22 protein-coding genes and 1 riboswitch are annotated in these 25,238 nt (G+C 56.6%); of the genes, 10 read left to right on the top strand and 12 right to left on the bottom strand.

Features of this window, described 5'->3' with window-relative positions; genetic code table 11:
- The first annotated feature begins 153 nt into the window (after positions 1 to 153).
- The 5 genes from W822_RS30790 to W822_RS30770 all read left to right on the top strand — a co-directional run bounded on the left by W822_RS30790 (position 154) and on the right by W822_RS30770 (position 5,133).
- Entirely contained in the window at positions 154 to 1,158 is a 1,005-nt protein-coding gene (locus tag W822_RS30790) for a TRAP transporter substrate-binding protein (protein WP_155848090.1), read from the top strand.
- A 109-nt stretch (positions 1,159 to 1,267) separates the two neighbouring features.
- On the top strand, positions 1,268 to 1,819 hold the full coding sequence (locus W822_RS30785) for a TRAP transporter small permease (RefSeq protein WP_024004432.1): 552 nt from the start codon (positions 1,268 to 1,270) through the stop codon (positions 1,817 to 1,819).
- Entirely contained in the window at positions 1,816 to 3,093 is a 1,278-nt protein-coding gene (locus W822_RS30780) for a TRAP transporter large permease (RefSeq protein WP_024004431.1), read from the top strand. Before W822_RS30785 ends, W822_RS30780 begins: the two co-directional genes overlap by 4 nt.
- A gap of 107 nt (positions 3,094 to 3,200) precedes the next feature.
- Positions 3,201 to 4,421 (top strand): DprA-like winged helix domain-containing protein, encoded by a 1,221-nt coding sequence (locus W822_RS30775; protein WP_024004430.1) that lies wholly within the window; start codon positions 3,201 to 3,203, stop codon positions 4,419 to 4,421.
- A 40-nt stretch (positions 4,422 to 4,461) separates the two neighbouring features.
- Entirely contained in the window at positions 4,462 to 5,133 is a 672-nt protein-coding gene (locus tag W822_RS30770; protein ID WP_437177139.1) for a Vgb family protein, read from the top strand.
- 119 nt (positions 5,134 to 5,252) lie between these two features.
- Here W822_RS30770 and W822_RS30765 read toward each other — a convergent pair whose 3' ends face one another.
- A complete protein-coding gene (locus tag W822_RS30765) occupies positions 5,253 to 6,506 on the bottom strand; it encodes an MFS transporter (protein WP_024004428.1) in 1,254 nt (417 codons plus the stop codon).
- Positions 6,507 to 6,720: 214 nt separating this feature from the next.
- On the opposite strand from W822_RS30765, the gene W822_RS30760 reads away from it, so the two are divergent.
- Positions 6,721 to 7,335 (top strand): TetR/AcrR family transcriptional regulator, encoded by a 615-nt coding sequence (locus W822_RS30760; protein ID WP_024004427.1) that lies wholly within the window; start codon positions 6,721 to 6,723, stop codon positions 7,333 to 7,335.
- Positions 7,336 to 7,409: 74 nt separating this feature from the next.
- On the opposite strand, the gene W822_RS30755 is transcribed toward W822_RS30760, so the two are convergent.
- The 7 genes from W822_RS30755 to W822_RS30725 all read right to left on the bottom strand — a co-directional run bounded on the left by W822_RS30755 (position 7,410) and on the right by W822_RS30725 (position 16,308).
- Positions 7,410 to 8,792: an MFS transporter gene (locus W822_RS30755; protein ID WP_024004426.1), complete on the bottom strand. Its 1,383-nt coding sequence runs from the start codon at positions 8,790 to 8,792 to the stop codon at positions 7,410 to 7,412.
- Positions 8,789 to 9,916, bottom strand: a complete 1,128-nt coding sequence (locus W822_RS30750; protein WP_024004425.1) for a siderophore-interacting protein — start codon at positions 9,914 to 9,916, stop codon at positions 8,789 to 8,791. The genes W822_RS30755 and W822_RS30750 overlap by 4 nt, the downstream gene beginning before the upstream one ends.
- Positions 9,913 to 10,734: an ABC transporter ATP-binding protein gene (locus W822_RS30745; protein WP_024004424.1), complete on the bottom strand. Its 822-nt coding sequence runs from the start codon at positions 10,732 to 10,734 to the stop codon at positions 9,913 to 9,915. Before W822_RS30745 ends, W822_RS30750 begins: the two co-directional genes overlap by 4 nt.
- On the bottom strand, positions 10,731 to 11,813 hold the full coding sequence (locus W822_RS30740) for a FecCD family ABC transporter permease (protein WP_024004423.1): 1,083 nt from the start codon (positions 11,811 to 11,813) through the stop codon (positions 10,731 to 10,733). The genes W822_RS30745 and W822_RS30740 overlap by 4 nt, the downstream gene beginning before the upstream one ends.
- Positions 11,813 to 12,910 carry an ABC transporter substrate-binding protein gene (locus tag W822_RS30735; protein WP_024004422.1) on the bottom strand — a complete coding sequence of 366 codons (1,098 nt, stop codon included), beginning with the start codon at positions 12,908 to 12,910 and terminating at the stop codon, positions 11,813 to 11,815. Before W822_RS30735 ends, W822_RS30740 begins: the two co-directional genes overlap by 1 nt.
- 32 nt (positions 12,911 to 12,942) lie before the next feature.
- A complete protein-coding gene (locus W822_RS30730) occupies positions 12,943 to 15,027 on the bottom strand; it encodes a TonB-dependent receptor domain-containing protein (protein WP_024004421.1) in 2,085 nt (694 codons plus the stop codon).
- A 183-nt stretch (positions 15,028 to 15,210) separates the two neighbouring features.
- Entirely contained in the window at positions 15,211 to 16,308 is a 1,098-nt protein-coding gene (locus W822_RS30725) for a helix-turn-helix transcriptional regulator (RefSeq protein ID WP_081724306.1), read from the bottom strand.
- A 745-nt stretch (positions 16,309 to 17,053) separates the two neighbouring features.
- On the opposite strand from W822_RS30725, the gene W822_RS30720 reads away from it, so the two are divergent.
- From W822_RS30720 to W822_RS30710, 4 genes are all read left to right on the top strand, one after another.
- A complete protein-coding gene (locus W822_RS30720; RefSeq protein ID WP_024004418.1) occupies positions 17,054 to 18,751 on the top strand; it encodes a sodium:solute symporter family protein in 1,698 nt (565 codons plus the stop codon).
- A gap of 30 nt (positions 18,752 to 18,781) precedes the next feature.
- The gene (locus W822_RS46610) at positions 18,782 to 18,913 is read left to right on the top strand and encodes a putative transporter small subunit (protein ID WP_024004417.1); all 132 of its coding nucleotides are present in this window, start codon (positions 18,782 to 18,784) and stop codon (positions 18,911 to 18,913) included.
- 136 nt (positions 18,914 to 19,049) lie between these two features.
- Positions 19,050 to 19,218, top strand: a riboswitch (yybP-ykoY riboswitch).
- A gap of 1 nt (position 19,219) precedes the next feature.
- Entirely contained in the window at positions 19,220 to 19,798 is a 579-nt protein-coding gene (locus W822_RS30715; protein ID WP_024004416.1) for a TMEM165/GDT1 family protein, read from the top strand.
- 78 nt (positions 19,799 to 19,876) lie between these two features.
- Positions 19,877 to 20,383 carry a DUF1801 domain-containing protein gene (locus tag W822_RS30710; RefSeq protein ID WP_024004415.1) on the top strand — a complete coding sequence of 169 codons (507 nt, stop codon included), beginning with the start codon at positions 19,877 to 19,879 and terminating at the stop codon, positions 20,381 to 20,383.
- A gap of 100 nt (positions 20,384 to 20,483) precedes the next feature.
- On the opposite strand, the gene W822_RS30705 is transcribed toward W822_RS30710, so the two are convergent.
- The 4 genes from W822_RS30705 to araD form a co-directional block, all read right to left on the bottom strand.
- A complete protein-coding gene (locus W822_RS30705; RefSeq protein WP_024004414.1) occupies positions 20,484 to 21,194 on the bottom strand; it encodes a TerC family protein in 711 nt (236 codons plus the stop codon).
- A gap of 415 nt (positions 21,195 to 21,609) precedes the next feature.
- Positions 21,610 to 22,557, bottom strand: coding sequence for a tripartite tricarboxylate transporter substrate binding protein (locus W822_RS30700; protein WP_051401627.1), 948 nt, complete (start codon positions 22,555 to 22,557; stop codon positions 21,610 to 21,612).
- Positions 22,558 to 22,616: 59 nt separating this feature from the next.
- Positions 22,617 to 23,426, bottom strand: a complete 810-nt coding sequence (locus W822_RS30695; RefSeq protein WP_031242341.1) for an HpcH/HpaI aldolase family protein — start codon at positions 23,424 to 23,426, stop codon at positions 22,617 to 22,619.
- Between the two features lie 57 nt (positions 23,427 to 23,483).
- Entirely contained in the window at positions 23,484 to 25,229 is a 1,746-nt protein-coding gene (gene araD / locus W822_RS30690) for an L-arabinonate dehydratase (RefSeq protein ID WP_024004411.1), read from the bottom strand.
- Positions 25,230 to 25,238: the final 9 nt, after the last annotated feature.

Genomic DNA, 25,238 nt, shown 5'->3' with positions numbered 1-25,238 from the left:
CTGCAATCATCGCACTGCAGCACGATGACAAACCCGTAAGTGTTTTTATCAATTCTATTTGATTGACTGAATGTAGTATATTGAACACGTTCTCAGTGGAGCTGTTCTGGGAGCTACGTTATCACAATATTCATAATTACGGAGACACTACCTATGAAAATCGCTCCCATGCGCATGCTCAATGCGCTCGGCATCAGTCTTGCCCTGACCTTTTCGGCCGGTGCGCTGGCTGCAGACAAACCCATTGTTATCAAGTTCAGCCACGTGGTGGCGGCCAACACACCGAAGGGACAAGGCGCGCAGAAATTCAAGGAAGTGGCGGAAAAGCTACTGCCCGGCAAAGTACAGGTACAGGTATTCCCTAATTCCCAGCTGTTTGGCGATGGCAAAGAACTCGAAGCCTTGCTGCTGGGTGACGTACAAATCATCGCACCGTCCCTGTCAAAATTCGATCGTTATACCAAAAAAGTCCAATTATTCGATCTGCCGTTCCTGTTCAATGACATGGCCGCGGTTGACCGTTTCCAGCAAAGCGACAAAGGCAAGGAACTGCTCGATGCAATGAAAGATCGCGGCCTCAAGGGGCTGGCGTACTGGCATAACGGCATGAAGGAGCTCTCGACCAACAAGGACAAATTGCAACGTCCGGAAGACGTCAAGGGCCTGAAATTCCGCATCCAGGCATCCGATGTTCTTGAAGCGCAGTTTCGCGCGCTGGGCGCCAATCCGCAAAAACTCGCTTTCAGCGAGGTGTATCAGGCGCTGCAAACCGGAGTGGTTGACGGTCAGGAAAACACCTGGTCAAACATTTATTCGCAAAAATTTCATGAAGTACAAAAAACCATCGCAGAGACCAACCATGGTGTGATCGATTATATGGTCGTGACCAACGCACAATGGTGGGACGGCTTGCCTGCAGACATTCGTTCTGGTCTTGAAAAAGCCATGGTCGAGGCAACTAAATACGCCAACGATGAGGCAGCCAAATTGAACGAAGGCGACAAGCAACGCATTATCGATGCGAAAAAAGCGAAAGTCGTGGAGCTGTCCAAGGAAGATGTAGAAGCCTGGCGCACCGCGATGGCTCCTGTCTGGAAAAAATTCGAATCTGATATTGGCGCTGATCTGATCAAGGCAGCTCAGGAAGCCAATAAGTAAGTTGTACATGCCTTTTGCATTGACCGTCCGCCAGCCCCGTACCGGCCTGGCGGACGGCATGCGCTGGTCCCGCATGGACAGGTTTTGCTGACCCAAAGGAGTATCACCCATGAACATTCGCTGGTTTCATCGGCTCGAAGAAGGACTGATCTCCTTCCTGCTTGCCGCCATGACGCTGATTACCTTCGCGCAGGTCGTGGCGCGCTATGTATTTAATTACAGTTTTACCTGGGCGCTGGAGCTGGCCATGTTCATATTCGGCGGACTCATTTTCCTTGGCCTGTCCTACGGCGTTCGCGTAAATGCACACATCGGCGTGGATGCACTGGTCAAGGCCCTCCCCAAAAAAGCTGCCCACATTGCAGGCATCATTGCCTGCCTGCTGTGTCTTGTGTATACCACCATCGTGTTTTACGGTGCCTGGATATACGTAGACAAGATGTACACCATTGGCATTCTGGCCCAGGACATGCCTGTCCCGCAATGGATTCCCAGACTGGTACTGCCGATAGGTTATGTCCTGCTGTTTATCCGTTTCGCCGAAGTCCTGCTTGACATGCTGCGCGGTCGCCGTGCCCAGTTGCTGGGCGACGAAGCCGAAGAAGCGCTCAAATATGCCAGTGACGATACCTCCGTAATCCCGCAGGAGGAAGTCAAATGACGACTATCGCCCTTTTTATCATGCTGTTCGTGTTCATGTTTCTGGGCACACCCGTTGCGGTCGCGCTGGGCTTGTCTTCCCTGCTGACAATCCTGTTTTTTGGCACGGATTCACTCGCCTCGCTCTCGTTAAAGATGTATGAAACATCGGAACACTTTACCCTGATGGCGATTCCGTTTTTTGTACTGGCCGGCGCATTCATGACAACAGGTGGCGTGGCCAAACGCATGATCCGCTTTGCCGTTGCTACGGTCGGACATTTTCATGGCGGCCTGGCTATTGCATCTGTCATGGCATGCTGCCTGTTTGCTGCCGTATCAGGATCCTCGCCTGCCACTGTTGTGGCAGTGGGCTCCATTGTGATCGCCGGTATGGTGCGTTCCGGCTACCCTCAATCCTTTGCCGCTGGTGTGGTCTGCAATGCCGGCACGCTAGGCATTCTGATTCCGCCTTCTATTGTGATGGTAGTATACGGGGCCGCGACAGAGACATCGGTCGGCGCCCTGTTTATGGCAGGCGTGATACCTGGTATTGCACTCGGCCTGTTGTTGATGATCGCCATCTATATCGTGGCGAAAATCAAAAACTATCCACGTCAGCCACGTGCCAGTATGCGCGAAGTGCTGGCGGCAGGCCGGGATTCGATTTGGGGGCTGGCGCTTATTTTCATTATCCTTGGCGGTATCTACGGCGGCGTCTTCACGCCAACCGAAGCGGCCGCCGTAGCCGCGGTCTATGCCTTTCTGGTGGCCGTCTTTGTCTACCGGGATATCGGCTTGCGACAGGTGCCGGAAGTGCTGCTGGACGCCGCCAAAATTACGATCATGTTGATGTTTATCATCGTGAATGCGCTGCTGTTTGCCCATGTGCTCACGACCGAACGCATACCGCAGATCATTGCCGAGCAAATCATTGCCTGGAACATGGAGGCTTGGCAGTTTCTGATCGTGATCAACGTTCTGCTGCTGGTCGCCGGAATGTTCATGGAACCCACGGGCATTATCCTGATTCTGGCCCCCATCCTGTTTCCCATTGCCACGCAACTTGGAATAGACCCGGTGCATCTGGGTATTATCATGGTGGTCAATCTGGAAATCGGCATGGTCACGCCCCCGATAGGACTGAATCTGTTTGTCACCGCAGGGATCACCAATATGTCTATCGGCCGGGTTGTGCGGGCAGCCTCGCCATGGCTGATTCTGTTGCTGGCGTTTCTGATCATCGTCACTTACGTTCCGGAGATTACCTTGTGGCTTCCAAAGTTGCTGGGTTAACAGTCTTTTCATCAGTCTGAAAGCCATTTAAAAGACAGGCCGATTGCCTGTCTTTTTTTGTTAAGCACCTTCTACTGCAGCCCCCGGACCCGGTGTATGCTATCGCCATGGATTCCTTAACGACCGCTTGTGCTCGCTTGCTTGCTCAGGGTAATGTACTCGATGCCCTCGGGCTGGTGGCATTGCGCAACGATCCGCCTGCTCTGGCGCTGCGCGGTATTGCCATGGCTCGCCTGGGCGACTATGCCCGCTCCCGGGACCTGCTCCGCCAGGCGGCTCGCGGTTTCGGCGTGCATGAACCCGTAGAGCGCGCCCGATGCGTTGTCGCCCAGGCAGAAGTGGCGCTGGCAGTGCGGGATCTCAATTACCCCTTGCACGTTCTTCCTGGTGCTCTGGCTACGCTTGAGTCCCACAACGACCATACCAACGCCCTGCAGGCCCGGCTCATCATGGCCCGCTGCTGCCTCTTGCTGGGGCGCATTGACGCAGCGACGGCTCACGCGGCCAGGCTTGAAACCAGCGGCGGGCCCGCGTCGCTGGTCGCAATGGCGCAACTGCTGTCGACCGAACTGGCTTTGCGTTCACTGCAGATCGAGCGTGCCCGGACGGCCCTGCGCCAGGCTGAAACTGCAGCCGCACAGGCAGACATTCCTGCATTGAGATCTGAAGTAAGATCAATGCAGGAAGTATTCAGCCGCCCGGCGGCACGATTGCCGGATTGCCAGGGGGCCCGGGCATTATTGCTAGAAGAGGTCGCTGGCCTGTACTCCTCTTCCAATCTGATTATCGACGGCTGCCGCCGAGGCGTCAGTACTGACGGCCGATGGTTACCGCTGGCGACACGACCTGTTCTGTATGAGATCATTTGGCTGCTGGGCAATGCCTGGCCGAATGACATTTCCCGGGAAACGATTATTTTTCAGGTATTTCGCCTGACGCAACCGGATGAATCACATAGGGCACGCTTGCGTGTACAAATAGGTCGCTTGCGCAAACTCATCAAGCCGATTGCCCGGATCAGCGCCACGGACGAAGGATATCGGCTTGAGCCGCTGCAGCAACGCAACGTGGTGGTGTTGGCTCCTCCACTGGACAGCGAAGCCGCCTCGCTGATGGCGTTACTGGCGGATGGTTCGGCCTGGTCAACTTCGGCGCTGGCGCAGGCACTGGGCGCAAGCCAGCGTACAGTGCAACGAACACTGGCCGATCTGGAGTTGGCTGGACAGGTCAATGCAGTAGGTCACTCGCGCAGCAGACGCTGGGTTTGCCCGTCACTGGCCGGTTTCACGACAATATTGTTACTCCCTTCTGTTCTCCCACTCAAATAGAATGATCTTACCGCGCCATTTCGAGGTGCGACATCAGGAGATGAAAATGAAACAGACAGCAAGAACAGGGACACCCGGCACCGCCTCGGCTGTTGCCGATATCACAGATGAATTTGGCCCGTTCCAGGATGCCGATGCCATTCACGGCGTCACTTTCGATGGTCAGCGGCTGTGGGCCGCTACCGGTAACAAATTGCTTGCCATCAACCCCGCAGACCATCAGATCACGCACACTTTAGATTGCACTTGCGATGCCGGCACGGCGTTTGATGGCACTCATCTGTATCAGATTGCCGGCGACCGGATCAACAAAATCGACCCCGCCGACGGCAGCATCCTCTCCTCCATTCCGGCGCCTGGGCAGGGGAACGACTCCGGGTTGGCCTGGGCAGAAGGCAGCCTTTGGGTAGGGCAGTACCGCGATCGCAATATTGTCCAGATCGATCCGGAAACAGGTGCTGTTCTTCGCAAAATTGCCTCTGATCGCTTTGTCACAGGAGTGACGTGGGTCGACCATGAACTCTGGCACGGCACCTGGGAAGCGGAAGAAAGCGATATTCGGCAGATTGATCCGGACACCGGCGCTGTGTTGCAACGCATTAGCATGCCAACAGGCATCGGAGTGAGCGGATTGGAATCGGATGGTGCGGATCTTTTTTATTGTGGTGGAGGCGCCAGCGGCAAGGTACGCGCTGTTCGACGTCCGGAATGACAACATTTGCATCCCGGAGCAACCGCACCATTCCCTGAAAGAACGCTTGCATGGCGGCACACTCCGACATTCACCAGTTGGAGACGTCGCCAGCCGCAGCGCCTGGGCTGCAGTGAACGTTAAGCTACTGCTTGCGGCTGAGTCACCGCGTCCGGCCGGCGCTGGATTGCATTCTCGTTGATAGGCAGATTCATAAGGGTGGCAAAGACACTAAGCGCAATGGCCAAATACCAGACGACGTCATAATTACCATAAATGTCATACAGCTTTCCGCCGAGCCAGACGCCCAGAAAAGAACCGATCTGGTGGCTGAAGAAAACAAACCCGCCCAACATGGAAAAATGCCTGACACCGAAAATCTGCGCAACAATCGCGTTCGTTGCAGGTACGGTGGACAGCCATAAGAAACCCATGACTGCAGAAAAAATATAGACGCTGACCGCAGAAATGGGCACGATCAGAAAGATTGCAATGGCCACGCCACGGGCCGTATAAATAAATGCCAGCAGGTACCGCTTGGGCCAGATCTGGCCCAGAGAACCCACAAGATAAGTTCCAAATACATTAAACAGACCGATCAGCGCCAATGCATAACTGGCGACCTCTGCGTTCAGACCCTCATCTTTGAGATAGCTGGGCATGTGCACGCCGATGAACACCACCTGGAAACCACAGACGAAATACCCGAGCACCAGCAGACGGAAGCTGCGATAGGCAAACGCCTCGCGGATAGCGTGAATGACACCCTGGCTGGCTTCGGTCGGTGTGGCTGCGCGGTTCGCAACCAGGTCTTTTTCACGCAGACCGAAAGCCAGCGGCACAATCAGCAGGACCGCGCAGCTCAGAAACACCAGTGCTTCCTGCCAGCCGAAGGAACTGATCAGGATATTTTCCGTGGGCAGCATTAAAAACTGGCCGAAAGAACCCGCCGCCGCTGCTACCCCCATTGCCCAGGAACGACGGCTGACCGGAATATTGCGACCGATTACGCCGAAGATAACAGCATAGGTAGTACCCGCCTGCGCCATCCCAAGCAGCACACCGGTAGTGAGCGTAAAGGCCAGCGGCGAAGTCGTGTAGGCCATGCCCAACAGGCCAAGCGCATAGAGAATTGCGCCTGCAATAATGACCCTGAATGCCCCGAAACGGTCGGCAAGCATGCCCGCAAACACACCCGTGACGCCCCAGACCAGATTCTGAATCGCAATCGCAAACGAAAAGGTTTCACGCCCCCAGTCGTTGGCCTGGATGACCGGCTGCAGCCAGAGACCGAACCCGTGGCGCACGCCCATTGAAAAAGTAACGATCAGGCCACCACAGATCAGGATTTGCCATACGGAAAGCGGGCGGGTTTGCGAGTTGACCGAAGACATGATGCCCCTGTAATTTGAAAGTTGCGGTAACCTGGAATTTGTTAAAATAGATTATATACACAATCTATTATGGGATTCAATGATTATCATCATATCAGCAGATCGCCGTCATGCATGAGTCCTGACTCTGTTGGATCCCTGGCACGCAACGGCATTTGACCGACCCGGAATAGAAGCGTGTGATAATCTATTACGGTCTTTACTAGGAATTTTTATGGGACGCTCCTCCAGGCAACAAGCCGAACTGAATCGCACCGAAATTGTGAAGGCAGCATGCGCCCTGTTCCGTGAACGCGGCGTAGACAATGTTTCTATTGCAGATGTAATGGCCGCCGCAGGCCTGACCGCCGGTGGCTTCTATCGGCATTTCGCCTCGAAAGAAGCACTGGTCAACGAGGTACTGTCCACTGTATTTGAACAGTCATCAGAGCGCTGGAAACAGACCAGCGAAACCGGCACAGCCGCGTCCGAAGACGGGCTGGAAATGCTGATCTCGCATTATTTCAGAAAAAGACTGCCTGCCCAAACGTGTCCCATCCTGGCCTTCGCCCCGTATGTGAGTCATCATTCCACGGGGGAAGAAACGGTTGATCTGTACGGCTCACACACGGAAGCGCTCTATCGGCATTTTCGTCAGGCCGCACTGCAGTCTGCGGCAACAGGTTCACACCCTGCGATGTCCGAACAACAGATTCAGGTCCTTTTTGCAGCCATGATCGGTACAGCCTTCCTGGCGCAGTCTGTGGACAGTCCGGAATGGATTGCCTCGCTCAAATCAGCGGTACTGGCGCAAGGGCGATGCCCAGCAGATGAAGGCAGCACGCCTTGACATGCGTTGGCGGGCCCCCGGGACCATAACGTACGGTCATGGCGTTCCGGAACGCCCGCGTCAGGATGTGTGGGCTAATGCTGACCCGGACTCCCCCTTGTGTCGTCACTCCACAATGAGCGGCGCAAACGGCTGACTGGCAATGCAGTAAATACGCCCACCACCAACGCACAGGCCGTCCCTCCAATCACAAGCGCACGGCCAGGCGACCATAACGTGGCCAGTGCCCCCGACTGCAGGCCGCCCAGCGCCGGTCCCAGGTATCCCTGCAAAAGCCATAAACCTGACACGCGACCGCGCAGCGCATCCGGGGTATGAATTTGCAGCAGAGCACCTCGCACAATGTCCGAGGCGGTATCCGCCATTCCTGCGATCGCCAGGCACACCAGGAGCGGCCACACGCCCCAGGGTAAAGCGTCACTCACTCCGCCAGCGGCGATGCCTGCAAACGCAATTGCCACACCCCATAATAATGCACATGCAATCACCAGGCGTCCGGGGCGGGCCAGATCACGGGTCCAGCCGGAGGTCAGCGCGACCAGCAACGCCCCACAAGCCGGGGCAGCATAAAGATAACCCACCATTTGCGGACCGCCCTGCAGAACCTCCTTTGCCAGTTGCGGCATCAGGGCATGGACACTGGCAAATACCATCATGGCCAGATCCAGGGCAAGCAAACAGGCAATGACCGTATTGTGTCGCACATATTGCAAGCCATCCAGCCATTGTTTGTGCATCGCAGGCCTTGCCGCTACTGCCTGCCGACCCGCGTCAGGCACCAGCAGATCTTGCGGTAATCGGGTCAGGAGAACCGGCACAATGGCAGCGCCAATAAGCACCACGATAAAACAGGAGGCAAGGCCGAGCCGTGCAAGAAGTGCTCCGGCGATAAGCGGGCCGATCAGGCGGCTCAGTTCCATGGTCAGGGCGTTCAGGGCGCCGGCTGCAGCCAGTTGGTGAGCGGGAACCAGGCGCGGCATGGCCGCCATCAGTGCCGGCGCACTGATCCCGCTGGTCAATCCGCTCAGCAATGTCGCCAGGTAAATTTCGACCAGTCCCGGCTCAGCCCGCAAGCTATTGGCACACAAGAGCACCACCACGCCCACATAGGCGGTTCTGCCCCAGATCATGGTGCGCCGGCGATCAGCCCGATCAGCCAGCGCGCCGCCCCATACCAGACCCACGAGCGACCCCAGTGCCAGACCAATACTCACCCCCGCCACATGCAGGGACGAACCACTGATGGCATACACTTGCCAGGCAACGGCAACGGCCAGAATCGCAATGGACAACAAGGAAACAGAGCGGGCGAGATACAGGCTCCGAAACCCCGGCGACTGCACAAGGGGATCCAGATCCAGGGTCAGGCGGGACCAGCGCCGCTTTGGGCGTGACGACGGATTGCTCTGTTGGAGTTGGGGCCGGGTGCGCGACGAGCCATCAACTGACCCGCTCACGAGCCAGCCTCTTCCTCATCAGGGCTGGCAGCCGGCTTTGCAGGCGCGCCTTTCATTTGCGTCTCATCCATCCCGTGGCGCCAGTACGCGACCACCAATTGTTCCTTGCTGCCCAGCCCCACAGTGTTGCGCAACCAGGCGCGCACCGTCTGCGCCGTTGCAAATTCAGCGCCCACCCAGACGAAGCGGTCTGCTTGCCCGGCAATGGCGCAGCGCTGTATGGCATCGCTCAGCAATGTCGTCGTGCCAGCCGCAGCCTTGTCCCGATGCAGCCAGTGCACCGTCATGCCTGCTGGTATGTCAAGTTTGATCTGATCGCCGGCGCCCTGCACTTCAATAAGGACCAGGCCCGTTGTAGTGGCAGGCAGAGATGCACCGATACGGGCGATGGCCGGCAATGCGGTCTCGTCACCCGCCAGCAACATCCAGCGCGCGGCAGGGGCAGTTCGCCCACCGGGCCCCGACAGGCCGATCTGTTGCCCGACCGTAGCATGGGCGGCCCAGCGCGAACCCGGACCCGCATCCTCATGCAGAACAAAATCCACATCGAACCAGCCTTCCGCGGCATTGATCCGGCGAATGGTATAGGTTCGCATGTCCAGCCGCTTGTCTCCTTTGGGAAAAACCGGCATGCCATTGTCGGCCAGCGTTGGCCACTCGGGCTCGGCGACGTCCGGCTGGGGAAAGAGAAGCTTGCAATGAATATTGTCGTCGCGATCATAGCGGGCCAGATCATCGCCATGAAAACGTACGCGCCGCAAATGCGGACTCACATCGGATACCGCAGCGGCAGTGATCACGCGAAACGCGGGCGGGCGAGACAGCGCCACCGCATCGCCCTCCCACTGGATCGCTTCCGGTTCGCAATGGCTGAACTCCTGAATATGATGAAACACCATCATCCTGCCTTCGTACAATGCCGCCTGGGAAGGCGCCGTTACCTGGGCGTGCAGCATATCCTGCTGTGCAGCAAAAATGATTTTGGTATCGGCGTAATCGATATGCCAGGCGTTACCCTGCCTGGAGGCAACGAGATCATGCTCACGCAAGTGAGTCAGCACTTCCGCCAGCACTTGCTCGCCATGGATATTGCGCACCGTCGTGCTTGTCTGAAATTGTGTCATCGGGTGTCATCCTGTCGTTGTTCGCTCAAGGGATTGGCTTGTGGGGCAATGGCGTCGACCAGGACAAACGGACGGCCCTGTTCGCAGACGCGCACGCGCGCGCGCACACCCCATACTTGCTCCAGCGTCTTATCGGTAATCGTGTCATTGGGCGTGCCCAAAGAATGAATTTTTTGTTGATGCAGAATGGCGATCCGGTCTGCCCATTGCGCAGCGAGGGCCAGGTCATGCAGCACCACGATCACAATGCGGTTTTCGTCGGCAAGACGGCGCGCCACATGCATCACCTGCCACTGGTGCGCCAGATCCAGGGCGCTGACCGGCTCATCCAACAGCAGAATCGGACTATTACGCACGACGGCCTGCGCCAGGGCCGCCAGTTGTCGTTGCCCGCCGGACAGCTCGTGCAGCGGGCGCAAGGCCAGCTCGCCAATACCCAGATGCTCGATCGTCCGCAAAGCCTCGAGTTCGTCACTTTTTCGAGCTCCCAGGCGAGTACACCGCAGTGCGACCAGGGTGGCTTCAAGGACGGTCAGGTTGCTGCTTTCCGGCGTCGATTGCGGCATAAAACCGATATGTTCGACCCGCCTCCCCACGGGCCACCCTGACCAGTCGTCATCGCCATAGCGGATGTGACCCGTGGCCGGGACCAGGCCGGCAATCGCCTTGAGCAATGTGGATTTGCCTGCGGCATTCGGGCCGACCAGCGCAATCAGTTCGCCGGGCCTGATGCAACCCAGGTCGACACCCGCCAGCACCTCGCGCTGGCGGTAGCGCACGCGCAACTGCTTGATCTGCAGAGTGGGCGCGGCGCTCATATCTGCCCCCTGCTGCGGCGCAGGATCAGCGCCATGAAGACAGGCAGGCCGACCAGGGCGGTCACAATTCCGATAGGCACCGTAATGCCGGGAATCAATGTCTTGCTCGCAACCGATGCCAGCGCGACCAGTGCCGCGCCGATCAGCACGCTGGCAGGCAAAAGGTGGCGGTGTCCGTCGCCAACGATCATGCGCGCCACATGCGGCGCGACAAGACCGACAAAACCGACCGTTCCCACGAAGGCCACGGCAGTGGCCGCAAGAAGACTGATCCGCACCAATGCCCAATGCCGCAGGGTGGTGACATTAATGCCGAAACTGCGGGCACGCTCTTCACCCAGCCGCAGCGCCGTCAACTGGCTGGAGGCCCGCCAGGAAAACGGCAGCGTTACAGCCAGTACGGTCGCCAGGATCGCCACGCTATGCCAGTCTGCGCGCGCCAGACTACCCATGCTCCAGAACACCAATTGCTGCAACGCCTCTTCGCTCGCCATAAACTGCAACAACGACAGCAGCGCGTGCGCGGAAAAACCGATAGCAATGCCGAACAGCACCAGAGTTTGCGCCTGGGCCCCGCGCCATTGCGCCAGAAACTGCAACAGCATAAGCGAAACCAGTGCGAAAACAAACGCGTTGGCGGGCACCAGCCATGCGGCGCTGCCGATGACGCCCCAATCGAGCACAATGGCCAGGGCCGCTCCCAGGGCCGCCGACGAGGACACGCCCAGGGTAAAAGGTTCCGCCAGCGGGTTGTTCAAAATAGTCTGCATTTCCGTACCGGCCAGCGCCAGGGCACCCCCTACCAGCAGTGCCATGAGCGCCACCGGCAAGCGCACCTGCCACAGCACGACTTGCATGGGAACTGTCAGCGAATCGGGCGACCATAAGCCGTGAACTACCTGTAGCGGCGACAGGGCGGCGCTGCCGCTGAACAGATCAATGAGCGCGGCAACCAGTGCCAGCAACGCCAGCAGCGCTACGGTCCAGCTGCGACGGCGTACGATGCGTCGATGCTGGGTCCAGCGCATATGGATGATGTCCGGCTCTGCATTTGCCGGGGTTGTCGATTCAATTTGCATCAGCGTGGTTTCTTTTCCGTCGTCGGAGTTACCCAGAACGTGCCAGTCAGCGGCCGCGCCATGAAACGCCGGTTCAGTTCGGCCAGGGTGGCGGCAGGATCGACATCGCTGAAAAGTTCAGGATGGATCCAGGTCGCGACCAGTTCCAGATTGATGATTGGATATCCGCTATGCCAGATGCCATAGGTGCGTTTGTTCCGCACGGCGCGCGTCTGGGCCACGCCCACTCGTTGCGTAACCCGCTCCAGACTGGCCCGGCTGGCATCGAGGTCCACACCGGGGCCCAGCAGCAATCCCCCGCGGCTTTCGATATGTCGCCCGCCGGTGCCGATATAGATTTCCGGGTCACTGCTGATCACGAATTCGGCGCTCAGTTGACCAGACAGCCCTTCAACAATATCGTTGCCGATGAGTTTGCCACCCGCCATCAGAATGAGATCGCCCATCAGCACCCCGGAACCCACCGAGGTGCAACAGGGCCCGCTTCCGGCATGCGGTTCCATAAGCACGGTGGGCAAGGTGGCCTGGCGTTTCTTGAGCGCGGCAATACGAGAGGTAATGCGTTCAACATGCTCCCGAATGAACTGACCCACTTCGCGGCCGCGCTGCTCGCGACCGATCAGCACCGCCATTTTCTCCAGACCTTCGGTGGGATTGGGCCGGCGCAGGTCCGCTTCCAGGTCCAGGATCGCTACCGGAATACCCGCCTGCTCCAGACGGGAAATGGTCTGGGTGGCGCTTTTGAAATAATGATCCAGCACCACCAGGTCTGGCTGGCTGGCAATCAGCATTTCCGCATTCAGGTTCTGCGGTCCGTCGATCACCATCTGATTGATCCGGTCGAAGGCGTCGGGGTCGATACTGCGCCAGTGATTCAGCGTATGTTTATCCAGTCGCCAGCGATTCCAGGCCACGATACGGCGGGCCGGGTTTTCTTCGAGCATCGCCATGATGGTGAAGTCGCCCGGTGCGGAAAAAAAGATTCGTTGCGCCGGCTGTGCCAGCTGCACCGTTCTGCCCGCCTGGTCGGTGATCTCTATTGCGGCGCTGGCCGGCAAGGCGACCAGCATCATGCCGATCAGCCACACTGCAACCATCCATTTTCTTACAGTTATATACACTGGCTACCCTAAAAGTTGAGGCTGGCGCCAAGCCAGACGCGACGGCCCTGGTCAACCATCCAATTGCCGTCAAGCCCTTCATAACGGGTACGCAGGTCCAGCGGCGTCTTGTGGTCCGTCACGTTCAGCACAGCGGCTCGCAGTGCCAGGTTTTTATTCACCTGCCAGCTGCCGCCCACATCGAATGTCGAGCCGCCCGGACGGGTCCGCGTGTCCATCGCGCCGTTGCGGTAGGCTGCATAATAGGCTTTGCCTGTCAGGTTCCAGCGCACATAGGCGGACAGTTGCTCGTTCGCCTGCCAGTCCAGGCGCGTATTCAGCACGTGTTCCGGCGTGGTCTCCAGCGGATCGCCATCAAGCGAACGACCGTTGAATGCCACTTCGCCGCCGCCCTTGCGTTTGGACTTGGTATAGGTATAGTTTGATGACAACCGGAGCGAATCGGTCAACGGCAGCTTCAGACCGAGTTCCAGGCCGTAGATCTGGACTTTATCGATATTGTCATAGACATACAGGTGGTTGGTGCTGCCCGGATTGAGCGGGTCCTGTTCACCCGTATCGTAACTCGCAACCTTGTTTTTGAAATTCGTGTTGAACACAGTTGCGGTCAGGCTGCTTTCGAGCGCCCAGTCATAGATCAGGCTCAGCTCCTGTGTCACACTGGTTTCCGGTTCGAGATCCGGATTACCGCAAAGCGGACCGCGAAAACCCGAATTGCCACCGGTTGACATGCAATAGCCTGCCGTACTCTGACGGATTGTGGGCGCCTTGAACCCGGTGGCCACACCGCCCTTGATCGTCAGTGCATCGGTCAGGTGATACACACCGTAAAGGCGCGGCGACCAATGAAGACCGAACCGCTCGTCATGATCCATGCGAACTCCGGCGGTCACGGTGAATTTGTCGGTCACGTAGTAATCATCTTCTATGAAAAGCGCGTAGTTGCTGAGCGACACATCATTGGTATTCGTCGGATAATTGGCAAAGGCGGCTTCTTTCTGGATCCCGTCCAGCTTACTGTGCAGGTACTGCCCGCCAAAGCGCAGGGTATGAGACTTGAAAGGCATGCTGAAGCTGGCGTCCAGCGTGGTATTGACGATACGGCGGTTTTCAGTGTACTCGCCGGTCTTGGGCCAGTTTTCCTGTTCGCTGGTTTCGCGATACAACGCAATTTTCGATTCGCCCAGGCGCCAGCGGCCGGTATGCGTGAGGCCGAAAGAGGTGCGCCGGTATTGCGCCTTGTTCCAGGCCAGCGCCGGGGCAATCGATCTGCCCGGCGTGGCTTCCGTGGTCAGGCGCTGCGAGAGTACATCCAGCACCAGATCCTGGTTTTCTGCAGGTTTGGCTGCCAGCTTGACGCCAATGCTCCTGTTGTCCCTGGCGTAGGGTCCGCTCACATTCGAAAAGTAATTATTGCCTTCTGACTGGTCATCATAGGAACCATAGATTTGCAAGCCGAGCACATCATCCTTGATCGGCCCGCCCAGCCAGAACTGCGCCTGCCGGCCGTTACCGTAATCATCATCGGTCTGCAGTGTGACCGAACTGTCCAGGGCAGCAGACCACTGCCTGGGTACGTTCTTGGTAATGATGTTGACTACCCCGCCCATTGCATCGGACCCATACAGGGAAGACATGGGGCCGCGCACCACTTCAATACGCTCGATTGCCGCCAGCGGCGGCATGAATTCATATTGCACACCGCCCGTTCCGCGGTTCATGGTTTCACGCGTGTTCTGGCGGCGACCATCGACCATAATCAATGTGTAGTCCCCCGGCAGGCCACGAATCGCAATATCCCGGCTGTTCGGATCGCCGCCCACCATATACACGCCTTCCACCTTGCTGACCGCTTCGGCGACCGAGGTATAGCCGCCTTTTTTGAGATCATCCTGGGTGATCACCGTCAGCGACGCCGGTGCGTCCTTGGCGCTTTGCTCCATACCACTGGCGGTGACCACCACCGCATCCAGCGTGGCCACCGGCGCCTGCTGCGCGTGCACGATACCCGACAGGCTGGCCGCCACCAGCGGCGCCAGCGCCAGGCGGGTCCCAAAGCACCATTTACTCTCATATGTGCAGGACTTTTTCATCATTTCTTCCCGAATCTTTACGTTTTTTAATATCGATCACCGGCTGCCTCGCGCAAACCGACGCTTCGCTTTCCCATTCGCCAGGAAAGCAAAGACATATTGAATCATTCTCATTTACAAAATTTGTTTGACGAACACGCAAAGTTCTTTGCGCTCCGATCAGTCGGGGTGTCTGTCAAAAAGTCACGAACGGGAACGAATGCACTTGGGGCTAGTGCCAAAATGGCGTCGAAAAGCCGTGGCGAAATTGGCTGCGCTGGTATATCCCGCCAGGTCGGCAGCCTGGGAAATACTTATGCCCTGCTCCAGTCCGGTGCGCGCCTGGTGCAACCGCATTGCCCGCCGGTATTCGTTGACAGAAGTTCCGAAAACACTGCGAAATTGCCGTTGCAACGCACTGGCGCTCAGACCGAAGCGGCGCCCAAGCTCTTCGATGCGTGTTGGCTGCGTCGCGGGTTGCTGGATTTCAGTATCGATGAAACTGCGCAGCCGCAACATGCGATCCTGATCCCGCGGCCTCAGATTGCCTTGGGTGGCAGGCCCCCGTCCCGCGTCGGTGCGCAGACTGGCCAGCGCTTCATATAGCAGCTCCAGCGCCCGGCTGGCCAGGCGCAGGCGGTTCAATTCATCGGTCGGGTCTTCTGGCTGGCATAGCAACTGCTCGGCCAGCGCGAGCGCATGGGGCGAGGGTTGCCAGGTCTGAATGTAGAGCGTATCGGGAAAATTGAGGCAGGTGGGACGTCGGGCTGCTTCGAGGGGCCAGACAGGATCGGAGAATTGCCCCTGTTCATTCAACCAGCCGTTATGCCGTAGCCAGTTCGGTGTCAAATGCAGGGCCAGCTTGCGTTCCCAGCGACCTCGTTGCCACTGGCGCTCGAAAAGCGCATCTTCTGGCATGCTGATAATCGCCGCACGAGCCAGGGTTGTCGGACTGTCGGCACATAAATGAACGCGCTGTCCCCCGATACGCACATCGACCTCCCCGGCCAGAACGATGACGACCCGTAGCCCGGCAGTCAGATTCACCCGCGAAACCATGCTGTGCAAATCCATCACTTCGGTTCCGTGCATTGACATGCCGGGTTGCAACTGCATCATGCGCATCCGACCTTCAAGCACCGGTTCGTTGCCCCCGACAGGCGCGGATTCAAACCGATAGCCCGGTATATTGAAATCGAGGCGTCGCACCATTCCCAGTGCTTTCCATGGGCGTTTGCCGGCGGGCCGTGGCCTGACGGGAGAATGGACGGAAGAAGCGGCGTGGGCAATGCCTGGTTTCATGGTGAAAAGGGCCTGGGCCCAAGGGTGAACACAGAGAAATTATGACACATTTGTGAGAATGATTCTTATTTATCCTAACTTACCTGATATTCACCATGATGGACAAGGCCGGAGACAGGCGATCGACCCCTCTATCCTGACGCGCCGCAGCATTAATTGCCCGAGCCGATACCCGATGGCTGGACTTGAGGGGGGTATTCCGATACACTACCCACTGTTTCAAAAATGAAATAATTATTTCGTTTGTGATTCAGACGCCTGCGCATCCGACGCCAGTCGCCATTCACACAGTGGCGGATTAACGCCGGATCTGGCGCTACAGGCGGAACCCATAAGGTTCGTTCAGTACTCAGGGAATATTCTCCCGTCAATCAGGCTGCTTCGCAGCCCGGCAATTTGCCGAACAATACGCCCAGTCTTTGACTGCGGAACCTACCGGACGGTCCAACTGACCGTCAGCGCAGGTTTAGTCCCCCCGGGGATCAAAACCGACCACGACAATTGCAACGTCGACCCGACAGATTTCGTTAACGGCCCACATACCGATAGACGAAAGCATCGTTATGGCTATTGCGGTTTCTGTCGCCGATTTACCCGGCTTGTTTTTGGTCACGCGCTTGATTCTACAGAAGCACCCCATTCGTGTTTCTTTTTTCCCTTGCGCCCCGATTCGCGAACTTCGGGCCAATGGGTCGGCTGCGGTCAATCGTTTTACGCAGCCACAACCAAGGATGACATAACGCATATGCAAGAACAAAACGCCTTTTATCAATTATCCGGCACCACCGCAATGTTATTGCTTGTCGGTTTTTACGGCCTCACCTTCCTGATGTCTCTTTTCATCGGCAAGAAAAAGGAGAACGTGGACAGTTACATGGTGTCCAACAATGCCGTTGGCTTTGGACTCTCTGCGGCCAGCATGATTGCCACGTGGATCTGGGCAGCCTCGTTTTATGCGAGTGCAACGTCCGGCTACAAATACGGATTGTCCGGTCCCCTGCATTATGGTTTCTGGGGGGCATTAATGATTCTCTTCATTTACCCCTACGGCCGTCGCTTTCGCGCACTGGCTCCAAAGGCCCACACCCTGGCTGAGGTCATGCACGCGCGGCACGGCACGTCCAGCCAGCTGATCATGGCCATTTCCAATCTGCTGGGCAGCTGTATCAGTTTGATGGTGAACTTTACCGCAGCAGGCGCGCTGGTGTCCGTATTGAGTCCGCTGACGTTTATTCAGGGTGTTCTGATCGCTGGGCTTGGTGTTTTATCTTACACGCTATGGTCAGGTTTCCGCGCATCAGTCATGACCGACTTTGCACAACTTGTAGCCATGATTCTGGCGGCTATTGTCATCATTCCCCTGATATTCTTCAACGCCGGCGGCACAGACATGCTGGTGGCCAATTGGGGAAACCTGTCTTCCGAACAAGCTGATTTGTTTTCCACCACCGCCATCCTGGAACAGGGAGCCCCTTATTTTGTAGCAGTGCTGGCCTATGCGATTGGCAATCAGACCATCGCGCAACGCCTGTTCGCAGTTCGCGAGGACCTGATCAAATCTACTTTCCTGACCGCCACCATCGGCTATGGCGCAGTGGTGATCGGGCTGGGCATGCTGGGTATGCTTGCGCTGTTTGTCGGCTTGTCACCTGCCGATGGCGACATGAACAATATCATCCCGCAAATGGCTTCGACCTATCTGCCGCCATTCGGCATTGCCCTGTTCTTTATTCTGGTGGTCGGTTCTCTCTCATCCACTGCCGACTCTGATCTGTCAGCGTTGTCCAGCATCATGATGACGGATATCTACGGCAAAAACATGGTACGCGGCAAACCGGATCCTAAACGGATGCTGTGGTGGGGGCGCGCCACGATGGTAGTGGCCACCATGATTGGTGTGATCTTTGCCACCATGCAACTGGATATCCTGGTCATGCTGGTCTTTGTCGGCGCACTTTGGGGAGCAATCGTGTTTCCCGTGATCATCAGCTTTTACTGGGACAAAGTCACAAACAAGGCGTTTACCACATCTGTAATATGTGCGGTTGCCTTGTTCACAATTGCACGCTTCGAATTGATCCCGATACAGGGCATTATCGCAATCGCTTTTGAACTATTCGCGTCCGCCGGCGTTGGAGTCGTACTCGGCCTGATGACGTTCGCATTTTTCAGTCGCAACATCGCGCTCTGTGTAGCATTCCTCGCTATCGTTGTTACCGTACCATTCGCTATCGGCTTTTTGCGTGACTATCCTGTGCTGCTCAGCTCCCTCACATCCTATGGCATTAGCGCTGCAGTCTGCATTGCAATGAGCTGGAAAAACAAAGAACGGTTTGACTTTTCTCTGCTGTCCGAACGCGTAAAGTCGTTTCAGCAGGAAAGTGCCAGCAGCAACGATGCGTCCATAGAAGTAGATGATCAACCCGCGCCGGCGCGCGCGTAAATGAAAAAACTGTAATGGGAGAAACATATCATGAATGAAATATTACTCACCGGTTATATCCTGATCTGGCCTGTTATTTCGGCTGTGATTTTACTGCTCCTGGTTGTTGCGCTGATACGCGACCTGCGCGATGCCAGCAAGAACGATGGCGAGATGATTTAATCTCTGATGCGGGCTGCGGTTGCGCCAGTAACAAGCAGCTCGCATCTGGAAAATCAATAACGATATTTATTCTCATTTACCATATCCTTGTATTTTGTGCGGTTTTACCTCCTCATGGCGCAAGTCCCGATATAATTTGCGCATCACTGGGGAGTAGCCGCTCATTTCCCGAGGTTTACGTCAACACACTTGATGCATGCATCATGGCGTAAACAGCGATATCGCCTGGCAAGACCTTTGATCACTTTTTTCCGCTGGCCGGAGGAAAAGGTGATCATTCGTCCATTCCGGCCGCGGTATTGATTCATGCAAACCCTTCTGCTTTCCACCGGCGTTGTTGCGCTGGCCGAGATCGGCGACAAGACCCAACTGCTTGCCTTTATTCTGGCAACCCGATTCAAGAAACCCGTTCCCATCATTCTTGGCATTCTCTGTGCCACGATCATCAATCACGCCCTTGCCGGCGCTGTCGGCGCCTGGATCACAACTGCAATCAGCCCGCAGGCCTTGCGCTGGATTTTGGGCGTTTCTTTTATCGCCATGGCGGTATGGACAATGATTCCAGATAAGATTGACGAAGACGAAACCCAATTGGGGCGTAAACTCGGGGTCTTTGGCGCCACGCTGGTTACCTTTTTTCTGGCGGAAATGGGTGATAAAACACAATTGGCAACGGTCGCCCTGGCAGCGAAAAGTGCCTTCCCGATCGAAGTCGTCATCGGCACGACATTGGGAATGATGATCGCTGATGTTCCCGCTGTCATTCTGGGTAAAAAGCTGGGGCAACGAGTGTCCATGAAACTGGTTCATACAATAGCAGCCTGTATTTTCCTGGCTCTCGGTGTTGCAACACTACTGGGTGTAGGCTCTGAATTCGGATTCTGATCAAACAATCAGACAGCGAGCCAGTACCGGTTTACGAAGACGCACGTGAGTGCATTTCTGTAACAGGAGCAGAGGAATATGGCAGAACGATCTACAGAAAACACAACCGGAACGCCACAGCGCAAAAGCGCTGCGAGCCGTTCGGATACGGTACCGAAAAAGGCAAAAGGGTCAGCTCCCGAATCCGGCAAAGTCACATTGCTGTCTGGCGGCAACCCGCAAATTCCCAAAGGCGATGGGGATGCCCCTGTGCAGGCCTACATCAAGGCCATGCCCGAATGGAAACAGGATATCGGACGCCGCCTTGATGCGATTATCGTGGCGACAGTACCTGGCGTCAGGAAAGCGGTTAAATGGAATACGCCCTTTTACGGCAAAAGTGAAGGCTGGTTTCTCAGCTTTCACTGCTTCACCAAATATATCAAAGTGACCTTCTTCCGTGGCACGTCGCTGAAACCGATTCCGCAGGGCACTTCAAAACACCCGGAAGTACGTTATCTGGATATCCGTAAAGGTGAACTGGATGAGGCCCAGTTCCGCGATTGGGTTCGACAGGCCAGTCAACTGCCTGGCGAAAAACTGTAAAAACAGTCGTTGTACTGTACAGTCATCGCAGTTGAACACTGTGTGAAAACGGGCAACCACCCCGGGGCTGCCCGTCCACATACATCTTGTCCCGCGAATGTTACGCGTCTACCGACACCACCCGCTTCTTGCGGCGTGCCAGCCAGGTTCCTGCTGCGGCAACAAACGCAGCACCGCCCACTTCTACCGCGATCTTGACCGGGCCGGATACTGCGCCGAAACGTTCGATAATAATCTGATCGCTGACCAGCATACCACCGGCAATCCAGCCCAGCAGCGCGGCGCCGAACAACACAACGCCCGGATAACGATCGATGAGTTTCAGGACCAGCGTGCTACCCCAGATAATAATGGGCACACTGATGATGAGACCGGCAATGACCAGTCCCGTCTGATGGTCGGCATGCGCCCCCTGGGCGGCACCGGCGATGGCAATCACATTATCCAGGCTCATGACAAAGTCAGCAATAATAATGGTTTTGACTGCCGACCAGACAGATGATCCGCCATTGATTTTGTCATGCGCGTCATCGTCGGGGATCAGCAACTTGATGCCAATCCATATCAGCAGTAAAGCACCGACAATTTTCAGGAACGGGATCGTCAACAACGTAAGCGCAAACGTAATCAACACAACCCGCAGGATGATCGCCCCTGCTGTGCCCCATAGAATGCCCTGCATGCGCTGCTTTTTCGGCAGGTTGCGACACGCCAGCGCAATTACCACGGCGTTATCGCCTCCGAGCAGAATGTCAATCATGATTATTTGAAAAACAGCTGTCCAGCTCAGAGTCTGAAAAAATTCAAGCATAACTTCACCTAGCATCCATAAATATAGAAATCGGAATTGAATATGGACCGGCTTGCTCGTAATGAACGACAGAATGACGCGCATTGCGCCATTACAGAAAGGATCGACAGAAGCGAAAAAGGCCTGGTCCGCAAGGACTAAGGCCATTTATTCTTGAAAAGATTTATGGACCTTGCCCTTGATGGCAAGGTCTTGCTTACAACACATACCGTGTTGCCCGGGCACCGGGCGCCATGTAAACACACGGCAACCGTAATGACGATGCGGCGGCGGAAAGCTACTCCCCTTGATGCAGCCTAGTATAACGCTCGTGAAGATTAAGTCAACTAGGAAAGTTCCGTATTGCCGATGCCGCCATCAATATATCAGGTTAGGGGGATTACTTACTTTTCCTGGCTGATACCCATCTCCGAGATCAGCTTGCTGTATTTGTCGGATTCGCTTTTTGCAAACGCAGCAAACTCGGTTGCCCCCATGAAATGAGGTGGCGTATCCAATGGCTCGACATCCGCTTTGTAGCCATCGCTTTTGAGTGCTTTGCTGCACGCGGTCTCCAGTTTTCCACTATCTCTTTGGGCAACCCTTTGGGCGCAATCAGTCCGCCCCAGATCGTGGCTTCAATCGGCCAGCCGCCTTCACGGGTGGTCGGTACATCCGGAATCGATGACAGCCGCTGGCTGGCGAAAATGCCCAATGGCCGCAGCTTATATTGTTTTGCCACGGTCGTCGTATCGTTAAATACCATCACCTGTTTGCCCAGCAATCCCGTCACCATTTCGGCAGAACTTTTATATGGCACATGCAAGGCCACGGCACCGGCCTGCTTCATCAGCATTTCCATGGCAATGTGCAGTAATGTTCCTGTCCCGGAGGTGCCATACGTCAATTGCTTCGGCTTTTGTTTCGCGTAGTCCACCACATCTGTCATTGTCTTGAACGGCGAATCCTGGGGTACCATCATCATCAGCGGCACAGCATACGTCCCGCAAATATGATCGAAATCCTGGTGGCTATACCCTGTCTTGCGCATGCCTGGCTGCAGCACTTCGGGCCCGATCACCGATAGTCCAAGCGTATAGCCATCGGGTTTGGCCCGTTTGAGCTGCATCATGCCAATCGCGCCACCGGCGCCACCCTTGTTGTCAATAATGATGTTGCCGCCAAGCTCTGCGTGCAGGTGCTTGGCGAGAATCCGCGCCATGATGTCGGAGGTGCCTCCTGGCCCGAATGGCACAATGATGGTGACGGGGTTTTGCGGATAATTACTTTGCGCCAGCGCTGTTGTGCTCAAGGATGCGACAAGCGCGAACGACGCATAATAGGCGATTGTTTTCAGGTTGATTGATGGTGTTGCGAATATCATATTGTGTCTGCTCCCGAGTCAAATACGTTCGCGCACCACCGGCACGCGGATTTGATAAGTCAGTAAACGCCGCCGTCATAGCCCTTAGCCTGGGCAGGACGGATTGCCTGAATAAAATCGCTGGCCTGGCGCATCATCATGCCCATGTCCGAGGCTACCGCGACGAATCCATACCCCAGACGGATGAACGTTGACACCATCTCGGGCGTGGGGCCCACAATGCCGCAAGGCACGCCGATTGCCCTGCAGCGTTTTGCAACATCGGCGATGACGGCCTGCACATCGGGATGCGCCAGATTGCCGATATGTCCCATGTTCGCCGACAAGTCGCCGGGCCCCAGAAACAGCGCATCCACTCCGGGTACGGCTGCGATCTCTTCAAGCGCCGAGACCGCTTGTGGGGTTTCAAGCTGAATAATGGTGAAGACTGAGTCATTGGCGCGAGCTGCATAATCGCTCGCCGTACCGTAGCCGCTTGCGCGATGCACCGCAGCAAAGCCACGAGTGCCAAGCGGCGGATACTTGGCGTAACTGACGGCCTGTCGTGCCGCCTGGGCATTATCCACAAACGGAACCATTACCGTCTGCGCACCCATATCCAGTGCGCGCTTGAAAAGAACGGCATCATTTGCCGCCAGCCGCGCAACTGCGCAGGCATTCGTGCCGGCGACAGCCTGCAAGATGTGCAGGGCGTCCCTGTCGTCGACAGGCACATGCTCAAGGTCCACCAGCAACCAGTCAAACCCGGCACGCCCCATCGCTTCGGCTGTGCTGGTGGTGCCAGACATCAGCCAGGTGCCCAGCGGCACATCGGGCAGGCCAAGGCGCGCGCGAAAAGGGTTGTCTAGCAGGTCAATTGCTGCTGGCATAACGACTCCTGTCTGTTCATTGGTCAATCGGATTAATTTGAATTCACTATTGCAAAATCAGTAGATGGGTGGCTCGGGCGTTTTTTCCGCGCCTTCCAGCGAGACGAAATCACAGCCGTGATTGGCCTGCGTTACTTCGTGCTGATAGATGCGGGTGAAACCACGTTTGTAGGGTTGCTCCGGCGCGCGCCATTGTTTGCGCCGTTCTGCCAGCTCGCTATCTGACACCAGCACATCCAGGGTTCTTGCGGAAATATCCAGTCGGATCTGATCGCCTGTTTGCAGCAACGCCAGTGGTCCGCCCACTGCAGACTCCGGGGAAATATGCAGAACACAGGTGCCATAATGCGTTCCGCTCATGCGCGAATCGGACAGGCGTACGATGTCGCGTATCCCCTGCTTCAACAACTTTTTCGGGATGGGCAGATTACCCCACTCAGGCATCCCCGGGCCGCCGACCGGGCCGCCATTGCGCAAGACCAGCACCGTATTCTCGTCAACGTCCAGATCGGGATCGTTGACAGCCGCCAGCATCTCGGCATTAGAATCAAACACCAGCGCTCTGCCGGTATGCCGCAACAGTGCGGGCGTAGCCGCCGAAGGCTTGATCACAGCGCCGTCGGGACAAAGGTTTCCATGCAGGACGGCCAGCGCCATGCCCGCTTCGGGACAATCGGATGTCGTGGCGATAACCGGATTATCCAGCGGACGAATGACCTCGTCATCCGAACTGGCATGCCCTTCAATATTGGCGCCCAGCGTGTCGCCCGTGCAGGTCAATGCATCCAGGGACAGATGGGCGCGGATACGTTGCAGCAAAGCAGGCAGCCCACCAGCGTAATAAAAATCTTCCATTAATTTGTTACCCGAAGGGAACAGATTGGTCAGTACCGGCACCTGCCGCGCCATGATATCGAAGTCGTCCAGCGTCAATGCGACGCCGGCCCGCCCGGCCATGGCAGGCAAGTGCACGGCCGCGTTGGTCGACCCCCCCAGCGCCATCCACGCAGCCACTCCATTGAGAAAAGCATTACGCGTCAGAATACGCGAGGGGCGCAAATCATCCCAGACCATGGCGACAATACGCTGGCCACAGGCCCATGCCATGCGAGTATGAGCCGCATCCATCGCGGGCAGGCTGGTCGACCCCGGCAGGGCAAGCCCCATGGCTTCCACGATAGAGGTCATGGTACTGGCGGTGCCCATGGTATTGCAGGTACCGGGCGCACGGGTCATGCGTGCTTCCAGGCCAATCCATTCGGGCTGGCTGATATTGCCGATGCTGTATTGCTCCCAGTATTTTTTGGTGTGCGTCCCCGCTCCTACGGCCTGCCCCTGATAACGATCATTGAGCATGGCACCCGCCGGACAGAACAGCGCAGGAATATCCATTGAAGTCGCGCCCATCACGAGGCCTGGTGTCGTCTTGTCACATCCGCCCAGCAGCACCACCCCGTCCAGCGGCAGGCTGCGCATCAATTCCTCGGCTTCCATGGCCAGGAAATTGCGGTACAACATGGTGGTCGGCTTGACCATGACCTCGCCCAGGCTCATCGCCGGCAGCTCCAGCGGATAGCCACCTGCCTGCAGCACGCCCCGCTTGATAGCCTGCGCCCGGTCGCGAAGATGGGCATGACAGGGAGATAAATCGCTCCAGGTATTGAGGATCCCGATAACAGGACGCCCCATGAACTCTTCTCGCGCCAACCCCTGCTGCTGCATGCGCTGCCGGTGAGCGAATCCGCGGATATCGTCACTGGCGAACCAGCGCTGACTGCGTAACTCCTGAATTTTTTTATGCACAAAAATACC

Source organism: Advenella kashmirensis W13003 (genome assembly GCF_000506985.1).
Taxonomy (GTDB): Bacteria; Pseudomonadota; Gammaproteobacteria; order Burkholderiales; family Burkholderiaceae_B; genus Advenella; species Advenella kashmirensis_A.
The sequence above is the reverse complement of the archived record's forward strand: the minus strand, read 5'-3'. Positions and strand labels throughout refer to the sequence as shown.

Coding starts and splice junctions, on each gene's coding strand:
- W822_RS30790 (WP_155848090.1), top strand. CDS start 154: ATGAAAATCGCTCCCATGCGCATGCTCAATGCGCTCGGCATCAGTCTT.
- W822_RS30785 (WP_024004432.1), top strand. CDS start 1,268: ATGAACATTCGCTGGTTTCATCGGCTCGAAGAAGGACTGATCTCCTTC.
- W822_RS30780 (WP_024004431.1), top strand. CDS start 1,816: ATGACGACTATCGCCCTTTTTATCATGCTGTTCGTGTTCATGTTTCTG.
- W822_RS30775 (WP_024004430.1), top strand. CDS start 3,201: ATGGATTCCTTAACGACCGCTTGTGCTCGCTTGCTTGCTCAGGGTAAT.
- W822_RS30770 (WP_437177139.1), top strand. CDS start 4,462: ATGAAAATGAAACAGACAGCAAGAACAGGGACACCCGGCACCGCCTCG.
- W822_RS30765 (WP_024004428.1), bottom strand. CDS start 6,506: ATGTCTTCGGTCAACTCGCAAACCCGCCCGCTTTCCGTATGGCAAATC.
- W822_RS30760 (WP_024004427.1), top strand. CDS start 6,721: ATGGGACGCTCCTCCAGGCAACAAGCCGAACTGAATCGCACCGAAATT.
- W822_RS30750 (WP_024004425.1), bottom strand. CDS start 9,916: ATGACACAATTTCAGACAAGCACGACGGTGCGCAATATCCATGGCGAG.
- W822_RS30745 (WP_024004424.1), bottom strand. CDS start 10,734: ATGAGCGCCGCGCCCACTCTGCAGATCAAGCAGTTGCGCGTGCGCTAC.
- W822_RS30740 (WP_024004423.1), bottom strand. CDS start 11,813: ATGCAAATTGAATCGACAACCCCGGCAAATGCAGAGCCGGACATCATC.
- W822_RS30735 (WP_024004422.1), bottom strand. CDS start 12,910: ATGGTTGCAGTGTGGCTGATCGGCATGATGCTGGTCGCCTTGCCGGCC.
- W822_RS30730 (WP_024004421.1), bottom strand. CDS start 15,027: ATGAAAAAGTCCTGCACATATGAGAGTAAATGGTGCTTTGGGACCCGC.
- W822_RS30725 (WP_081724306.1), bottom strand. CDS start 16,308: ATGAAACCAGGCATTGCCCACGCCGCTTCTTCCGTCCATTCTCCCGTC.
- W822_RS30720 (WP_024004418.1), top strand. CDS start 17,054: ATGCAAGAACAAAACGCCTTTTATCAATTATCCGGCACCACCGCAATG.
- W822_RS46610 (WP_024004417.1), top strand. CDS start 18,782: ATGAATGAAATATTACTCACCGGTTATATCCTGATCTGGCCTGTTATT.
- W822_RS30715 (WP_024004416.1), top strand. CDS start 19,220: ATGCAAACCCTTCTGCTTTCCACCGGCGTTGTTGCGCTGGCCGAGATC.
- W822_RS30710 (WP_024004415.1), top strand. CDS start 19,877: ATGGCAGAACGATCTACAGAAAACACAACCGGAACGCCACAGCGCAAA.
- W822_RS30705 (WP_024004414.1), bottom strand. CDS start 21,194: ATGCTTGAATTTTTTCAGACTCTGAGCTGGACAGCTGTTTTTCAAATA.
- W822_RS30700 (WP_051401627.1), bottom strand. CDS start 22,557: ATGATATTCGCAACACCATCAATCAACCTGAAAACAATCGCCTATTAT.
- W822_RS30695 (WP_031242341.1), bottom strand. CDS start 23,426: ATGCCAGCAGCAATTGACCTGCTAGACAACCCTTTTCGCGCGCGCCTT.